The organism is Pseudorhodobacter sp. (genome assembly GCF_030452865.1).
Lineage (GTDB): Bacteria > Pseudomonadota > Alphaproteobacteria > Rhodobacterales > Rhodobacteraceae > Pseudorhodobacter.
The window spans coordinates 1-7,814 of sequence record NZ_JAKDLJ010000155.1 but is presented as its reverse complement, the minus strand read 5'-3'; the positions used below and the strand labels follow the sequence as shown (position 1 = coordinate 7,814).

The 7,814-nt window shown below is 62.4% G+C and carries 5 protein-coding genes and 1 pseudogene; 3 read left to right on the top strand and 3 right to left on the bottom strand.

Features of this window, described 5'->3' with window-relative positions:
- A partial coding sequence (locus tag L0H65_RS10455) for an antirestriction protein (RefSeq protein ID WP_301458825.1) occupies nt 1–293 on the top strand: 293 nt, incomplete at its 5' end.
- A gap of 37 nt (nt 294–330) precedes the next feature.
- Here the strand turns inward: L0H65_RS10455 and L0H65_RS10450 are convergent.
- The 3 genes from L0H65_RS10450 to L0H65_RS10440 all read right to left on the bottom strand — a co-directional run bounded on the left by L0H65_RS10450 (nt 331) and on the right by L0H65_RS10440 (nt 2,663).
- A complete protein-coding gene (locus tag L0H65_RS10450) occupies nt 331–1,248 on the bottom strand; it encodes a nucleotidyl transferase AbiEii/AbiGii toxin family protein (RefSeq protein ID WP_301458823.1) in 918 nt (305 codons plus the stop codon).
- On the bottom strand, nt 1,238–2,059 hold the full coding sequence (locus tag L0H65_RS10445; protein ID WP_301458822.1) for a type IV toxin-antitoxin system AbiEi family antitoxin domain-containing protein: 822 nt from the start codon (nt 2,057–2,059) through the stop codon (nt 1,238–1,240). The genes L0H65_RS10450 and L0H65_RS10445 overlap by 11 nt, the downstream gene beginning before the upstream one ends.
- Nucleotides 2,060–2,366: 307 nt before the next feature.
- Nucleotides 2,367–2,663, bottom strand: a complete 297-nt coding sequence (locus tag L0H65_RS10440) for a hypothetical protein (RefSeq protein ID WP_301458821.1) — start codon at nt 2,661–2,663, stop codon at nt 2,367–2,369.
- A 177-nt stretch (nt 2,664–2,840) separates the two neighbouring features.
- On the opposite strand from L0H65_RS10440, the gene L0H65_RS10435 reads away from it, so the two are divergent.
- Together L0H65_RS10435 and L0H65_RS10430 are read left to right on the top strand one after the other, a co-directional pair.
- Complete coding sequence (locus L0H65_RS10435) at nt 2,841–7,223, top strand: bifunctional class I SAM-dependent methyltransferase/DEAD/DEAH box helicase (RefSeq protein ID WP_301458819.1); 4,383 nt, start codon at nt 2,841–2,843, stop codon at nt 7,221–7,223.
- A gap of 3 nt (nt 7,224–7,226) precedes the next feature.
- A pseudogene (locus tag L0H65_RS10430) lies at nt 7,227–7,814 on the top strand (DNA primase); the annotation flags it as partial.

Here is a 7,814-nt window from a genome sequence, read left to right as displayed (position 1 = left end):
CCTGGCTCTCACCGCAGGACTACACCGGGGGCATGTGGCATTTCCATGAATTGGCGGGGCGGCCCCTGTTCCTCTCGCCCGCGACTGAAAAACGCTTTCGCATCACATGCGAGACCAACGGTTACCAAGGCGTGGTCTCGGCGGAAGCAGCGGGCCTGATCGCAACCCTTTTCGCCCTTTCGCACCTGTCGTTCCAGCACGACTCTGACCAACTCGCAGACGCCTATTTGCGGCTTTACGCCTTCGCGGGGGATCATCCCGAGGCGGGCGAGATCTTCAAAGCCATTGACTGAAGGGATGAGTGCCCCTCCCTCGCAGGGGGGGCATGGCTCAGCCCCAGAGCTTCAGCAAGGCGGCACGCTGCGCGGCATGTTTTTCGGGGTTGTCGCGCTTCAGCTTGTTCAAGTTGAGGAGCTTCCACTTCACGGCCGGCAAGTCGGCAGCTTGCGACCGGTCGATCGCGGCATAGTCAGGCTCCCCGTCCTGCAGCGACAGGAGGAACCGCTTGGCCTTGTCATCGAGCCTCGCCCGCAGATCGGCGACCAACCTCAGGCGCGTCGCCAGCAGTGTATCGAGAGGGACGGGTGTCCGGGTCATGCCTTCGAATTCTCGCGCATAGGGTTGCGCGAGGTCGATCAGGTTGGGGTCGAGCAACTCGTGCGCCGGACGCGGTGAACTCGCCACATAGATCAGGAAGGTGTGGAACAGGTCCGGTGTCAGGCCCTCGTTTTCGTAAAGGAGCGTGACGTCGTAGAGATCCCGGGGATGCTGCCTGTCCAGGGCGGCGTGCAGCTTGCCTGCAAACAGGTCCTCGAACGAGACGATCTGCATCTCGGCATAGCCATATGCATCTTCCACGACGGCCGAGATGGTCCGGATCTCCGGCTCGTGGACGACGCCCCGGGTCACGGGCGAGGTTTCGATCTTGATCTCGGCGTTGTTCAGGCGCGTCAAGAGTCGAGTGGCACCGCCGCCGCCCCCCTGGATGCGCTGAGATCTCGCGCCGCGAATGCCGGCCTCGATGGAGGCCGCGATGCGGTCCATCGCGGCGTTGATCTCGTCCAGGCTCTCGGCGCGGTCCTTGATTGGCAGGTAAGTCAGGTCAATATCGACCGACAAACGTGGCAGATCGCGGTAGAACAAGTTGATGGCCGTCCCGCCCTTGAGCGCGAAAACCTTCTCGCCCGCGACATGGGGAAGGACGCGCACGAGGAGCGCAACTTGGGCTTCATAGGTCTCACGCGCCACTTTCGGCCTCCGGCTTCACGAAGTTTTGCGGCACCATGATCCGATAGCGCGGGTGGATCTTGCCGCCCTGAACCAAGGCTCGGTCGCCGCTCCCGAGGTCGAACGCCTGTGGGTCGATCCGCTTGCGCCAGGGATGATCGTGGCGGTCGGCGAAGACGAAGAACAGGCGCTTGACCTTGATCTTCCGGCACGTCTGCAGGAGCTCGGAAAGCAGCCTCGGGCGCAGGGTCGTCAGGCTCTCGAAGACCATGTCGAGGGTGTGGAAACTTTCTTGGTCGGGCAATTCGTCCATGGCTTCTAGGATCGCGCGCTCTGGCGTCGACAGGGTAAGGCCCCAGTCCCAGGGCAGGCCCTTCTTGTTGTCTTGGGTTACGCCCAGCTTTGGATCTGCGAACAAGGAACGGGAGCGGATATTGATCGGGGCATCCGTCGGCAGTTTGACCAGCCAGTTCGGGACATTTTCGCCATAAACCCAGACCGGAGCACTTTCCCCTAGGCGGAGATAATGTGCATGTCCCTGTTCGCCGAGTGCGGTCATGCCGCCGACATGCAGATCATGGCCCATGATGTGCTGCGTTGAAAGTATGCAAGTCTTCCAGTCGATGCCGTTCGACGTCGGTGTGGCTGGGGTGTTGGGGAGTGGGCGGCGGAAGACGCCTCGAGTGATACGCTCCAGCCAGCCGCGTTTCACATAATCGCGGAAACTCTCATAGGCGATGCCTTGCGAGACGAGCCAAGCGGCATCAACCAGATACCCGGCGGGCACAGCGCCGAGCAGTTTCTTTAGATTTTGTGATCGTGCGGCGTCCATAGCGCTTAAAGTGGCATATTTCTAAAGAGAAGACCACTGGTTTCTTTGATGAGTGAGAGTTTTCAGCGTCAAGGGCACTCCAAATCTGTGATTTTCAAAGAAGCTGGTGGGCAGCCTCAAACACAGGGAGATCCATGGAAGCGGGGGTTTCAAGATGACTGATGGACTGCAGTGGTTGCCAAATGTCGGTTTGGGCACCTCTCGGCGTACCGCCGGGGACCGGGCCTTGGTCCTGCGGACGGGAGCCTGCCTTTGCAGTCTCCCCCCATGCGGGCAACAGTCCCTGGCGCAAGAAGAAATGTGAGGGCTACCGGTTCCCGTCGATCCACTTCGACATCAGCCCCTTGTCGCGGAAACATTCATCCGGCACGGCGCGGCGTTTGATCCTTGCGAGTTTCTCCGCGAACGCCACCTGCTTTGAGCTCGGGCGCGGGTCTGACGCAGCGGCAGATTTCATCTGACCTTGTGCGTCAATCCAAGCGCTGAGACTACGTCGGTCTTGCTGAACCTCCCAGGGCAAAAGCGTCTGATTGCGCAAGGCAAGCGAGCGCGCATAGGCGATCTGCTTTGGCGTCGCGGGCAGGGCATAGGTAGTGCTGTCCATCAGAAAACTCCCTTGCTGGCTTGAACTCCAATATAGAACATAACACGAACAAAATCAAGCTGACTGACGCGATCATTACGGGTCGAGAGGAAGAGGAGGGCTGGGAAAGTTCAGGTCCGAGGATGCCCGAGAGAGGGTGTCCGGGCCTGATCCTGTCCCTCATCCCGGAGTTTTCTGATGAACCAACTTGCCCCCGTCGCTCACGAGCCAGCACTTGCGCCCGTTCTTACAATCGCACCACCAGATACTGCTGCTGCGATCATTGCCGTGGCCGAGGCCCTGCAGCCCGATCTGGCGCAAGGGTTTCAGATCGACGCGCTGCGCCTGCGGCTAGAGATGGAGCGCGCCTTTGGCGGCTCGGATGCCATGGGGGCCTGGGATTGGAAGCTCGCTTACGAGGGGGGCGAAGTGGCGCTGGTCCTCTTTCTGCGCAAGTTCGGCCGCCCGCTTCTGGCCCGGGCCGGTTCGCCCGCAGCACTGCTGCCGATCCTCGCCAAGGTAGCTGGCCTCTTGCCCACGCATACCCGGCGCTCGGAAGAGATGGAGCGGTTTCAGCAATTTTCGACGCCGCTGCCCATGGGGCTCGCGGCGCTGGCGGCAGCGCAGATCACATCCCGTGACCTTGTCCTCGAGCCTTCGGCCGGGACTGGGCTTTTGGCGATCCTCGCGGAAATTGCGGGCGGCAGCCTCGCGCTCAACGAGCTGGCCGACACCCGCGCCGATCTTCTGCGCCTGCTGTTCCTGGGCCGTCCGGTCACCACGTTCGACGCCGCCCAGATCGACGATCATCTCGACGCCAGCATTCGCCCGAGCGTCATCCTGATGAACCCGCCATTTTCTGCGGTGGCACATGTTGATGGCCGCAATACGGAGGCCACAGCGCGCCATATCCGCTCGGCACTTGCCCGGCTCGTGCCCGGCGGTCGGCTTGTTGCCATCACGGGTGCTGCTTTTGCACCTGATGCGCCCTCCTGGTCTGAGACCTTCGGTCGCCTGACCGAGACGGCCCATCTGGTGTTCACCGGCGCGGTGTCGGGTGCAGCCTTCGCCAAACATGGCACCAGTTTTGAGACCCGGATTTCTGTCTTTGACAAATGCCGGGGTGGAGAGTTGGGCGGCATCACGGCAGATCTCACCCAGCCGATGGCTGCCGATGTCGCCAGTCTGATGACGCGGATCACCAGCGAGGTGCCGTCGCGCCTCGCCATGGAACCAAGCGCACCCACAGGGCAGGGCGCTCGTTCCCTCCTTCCGGCAAATCCTTCCCGATCCACGGCTGCCAGCGTCGGCAAACCTCGTGCGCCCGTTGAAGCATCGCCGTCCCGGTCTCAGCCGTCGCCTCAGGCCGAAGATATTGCCTACACCCTGCGGGACGGCAGCGAGGTTGAGGCCACCACGCGCCTGTCAGATGCGATCTATGAGACCTTCCGCCTGCAGGCGATCGATATCCCCGGTGCGGAACCGCACCCGACCAAGCTGGTTCAATCCGCCGCCATGGCCTCGGTCGCACCGCCAAAACCCAGCTACTGCCCCCAGCTGCCCGTCGCCCTCTTGCGGGACGGCCTGCTGTCCGATGCCCAGCTTGAAACGGTGATCTATGCCGGTGAAGCGCACGGCGCTTTTCTTGCCGGGTCTTGGACCGTCGATGAAACCGCTGATCTTGTCTCTGCCGCACCTGACGATGCCAATAGCGCCGTCCGCTTCCGCCGCGGCTTCTTCCTAGGCGATGGCACGGGCGCAGGCAAAGGCCGCCAGTCGGCCGGGATCCTGCTCGACAATTGGTGCAAAAGTCGGCGCAAAGCGATCTGGATTTCCAAGAGCGATAAGCTGTTGGAAGATGCGCAGCGCGACTGGTCCGCGCTCGGTCAGGAACGGTTGTTGGTCACACCACTCTCGCGGTTTGCGCAAGGTCGCGAGATTCCGCTTTCCGAGGGCATCCTCTTCACCACCTATGCGACGCTGCGTTCCGAGGAGCGCGGCGCCAAGAAATCCCGCGTCGACCAGATCGTCGATTGGCTCGGGGCGGATTTCGACGGGGTGATCCTGTTTGACGAAAGCCATGCCATGGCCAACGCCGCCGGATCGAAAGGGGATCGCGGCGATACCGAAGCCTCGCAGCAGGGCAAAGCGGGCTTGCGCTTGCAGCACAAACTGCCGAATGCCCGCGTGGTCTATGTTTCCGCCACAGGTGCCACTTCGGTGCACAATCTGGCCTATGCGCAACGCCTCGGCCTTTGGGGTGGGGAGGATTTCCCGTTCGCCACCCGCGCCGAATTCGTCGAGGCCATCGAGGCCGGTGGCGTCGCCGCGATGGAGGTCCTCGCCCGCGATCTCCGATCTCTCGGCCTCTACACATCCCGGTCGCTGTCCTACGATGGCGTCGAATATGAAATGCTTGTGCATGCCCTGACCCCTGAGCAGTGCGGCATCTACGATGCCTATGCCGGGGCCTTTGCCATCATCCACAACAATCTCACAGCGGCACTGGAAGCGTCAAACATAACCGGTGAAAGTGGTTCCACGCTGAACCGCCAAGCCAAATCCGCTGCTCGCTCGGCCTTCGAGTCCGCCAAGCAGCGCTTCTTCGGCCACCTGCTGACGTCGATGAAAACCCCCACGCTGATCGCGGCCATCGACGCAGATCTGGCGGCCGGCCATGCCGCCGTCATCCAGATTGTCTCGACCGGCGAGGCGCTGATGGAACGCCGTTTGGCAGACATCCCAACCGATGAATGGAACGACATCCGCGTCGACATCACGCCGCGGGAATACGTCATGGATTACCTCGCGCATTCCTTTCCGGTGCAGCTCTACGAGCCCTTCACCGACAGCGAAGGTAATCTCTCCTCTCGGCCCGTCACCCGCGATGGCCAGCCAGTCGAATGCCGTGAGGCCGTGCGCCGTCGTGACGCGCTGATCGAACACTTGGCCAGCTTGCCACCTGTGCCGGGCGCGCTTGACCAGATCGTCCAGCGCTTCGGCACCGATATCGTGGCCGAAGTCACCGGCAGATCGCGCCGTATCGTGCGCAAGGGCGAGGGTGCTGCTGCCCGTCTTGTGGTTGAGTCCCGCGCCGGGTCCGCCAATCTTTCTGAGGCCGCCGCCTTCATGGATGATCAGAAGCACATCCTGATCTTCTCCGAGGCAGGCGGCACGGGCCGCAGCTACCACGCCGATCTCGGGGCCAAGAACCAGCGTTTGCGGGTCCACTATCTGCTGGAACCCGGCTGGAAAGCTGATGCGGCGATCCAAGGTCTTGGCCGCACAAACCGCACCAATCAGAAGCAGCCACCGCTGTTCCGCCCTGTCGCCACCGATGTGAAAGCAGAAAAGCGCTTCCTCAGCACCATCGCACGCCGCCTCGACACACTCGGGGCGATCACGCGTGGTCAGCGCCAAACTGGCGGGCAGGGGTTGTTCCGCCCCGAGGACAACCTGGAATCGCCCTACGCCCGCGATGCCCTACGCCAACTCTATCGTCGTCTCCATCGCGGCGATGTGGCGGGCTGTTCGCTCATGGCCTTTGAAGAGGCCACCGGCCTCAGTCTTTGTGATGACAACGGCCTCAAAGACGACCTGCCGCCCATCACCACTTTCCTCAATCGCCTGCTGGCGCTCACGATCAACATGCAGGGCATCCTATTCTCAGCCTTTGAAGACCTGCTCGAACAGCGCATTGAAGGCGCCATCGCCGCCGGGGTTTATGACCTCGGCCTCGAAACCCTGCGCGCCGAAAGCTTCCGCGTCACCGATCGTAAGGTGATCTACACCCATCCCGGCTCCGGCGCAGAAACCCAGCTTCTGACCATCACCCAAAAGCAGCGCAATGCGCCGCTGTCACTGGCCGATGCTCTGGACTGGTATGAGGACCCAAAGGCACGGTTTCTGGTCAACAGCCGGTCAGGGCGCGCTGCGGTGCAGGTGCCCGCAACCAGCCTGATGCTCGACGACGGCACGATTGAGCCGCGCATTCGCCTGATCCGCCCGACTGAGGCCAGCACGTTTCCGGTCAAGATGATGGAGGATACGCATTGGCTGGAAGCTGACAGGGCGACATTCATCGCGGCATGGAGCACGGAACTGGTCGAGGTGCCCGAATTCTCGGAAACCACCTTGCACATCGTGGCAGGCTTGCTGCTGCCGATCTGGAAGCAGCTGCCCCAGGACGAAACCCGGGTTTACCGTCTGCAGTCAGACGCAGGCGAGCGCATCATCGGCCGCCGCGTCTCGCCTGCCTGGGTCGCAACCACGCTGGTGGCGGATGCGCCAGAGCTATCGGCGGCGCAGGTGCATGCCCTCGTGCTGGAGGGCAAGACCGTGGTGCAACTGGCCGAAGGGCTGGAGCTGCACCGCTCCCGCGTCATGGGGGTCAACCGGATCGAGCTTTCTGGCTTTACGGAAAGCCAGAAGGACCGGCTCAAGGCCGATGGGCTCTTTTCGGAAATCATCGCCTGGAAATTGCGGTTGTTCTGCCCGGTCGACACTGGCGGCATCACAACATTGGATCGCTTGATTGCACGATATCCGGTGACGGGATTAAATACACGCGGGGGTTGTTGAGGTATGTATTCCGAAACCGATGATTTGATCCGCGCGCTGGCGGAGAATGCCGAGGGCGTCTGCCGCCACTACCTTCCCGCTGGACGGCGGGAAGGTTCTTATTGGATCGTTGGCGATCTGCAAAATAACCCCGGCCGGTCGCTCTTCGTGCGGCTGACTGGCCCCACATCTGGTCCGGGGGCGCGGGGTAAATGGCAAGATGCCGCCGTCGGATTGCACGGCGATCTGCTCGATATCATCCGCGAGCGGACGGGGATCACGCGCTTTCCCGATCTTCTGGCCGAAGCCCGCACCCCTCTTGGCCGTCCGCAGCCGGTCCTGCCGGATACGCCAGTCGCAAGAAAAGCCAAGGCCCCCGGTGGCACGCGCAACGCAGCCGCGCGCTTGTTCGCGGCCTCGGTGCCTGTCGCAGGCACGCTTGCGGAAACCTACCTCCGCTCCCGAGGCATCACCCAAATGGCGGCGAGTGAAGCCCTGCGTTTCCACCCGAAGTGCTGGCATCGGGAGGGGGATCAGACCAAGCCTGTCCCCAGACCTGCCATGATCGCCGCGGTCACCGATGGGGCAGGGGGTTTGCAGGGCGTGCATCGT

What these genes read in the sequence shown, in the direction of transcription:
- L0H65_RS10440 (WP_301458821.1), bottom strand. Translation starts at nt 2,663, where the DNA reads ATGGACAGCACTACCTATGCCCTGCCCGCGACGCCAAAGCAGATCGCC.
- L0H65_RS10445 (WP_301458822.1), bottom strand. Translation starts at nt 2,059, where the DNA reads ATGGACGCCGCACGATCACAAAATCTAAAGAAACTGCTCGGCGCTGTG.
- L0H65_RS10435 (WP_301458819.1), top strand. Translation starts at nt 2,841, where the DNA reads ATGAACCAACTTGCCCCCGTCGCTCACGAGCCAGCACTTGCGCCCGTT.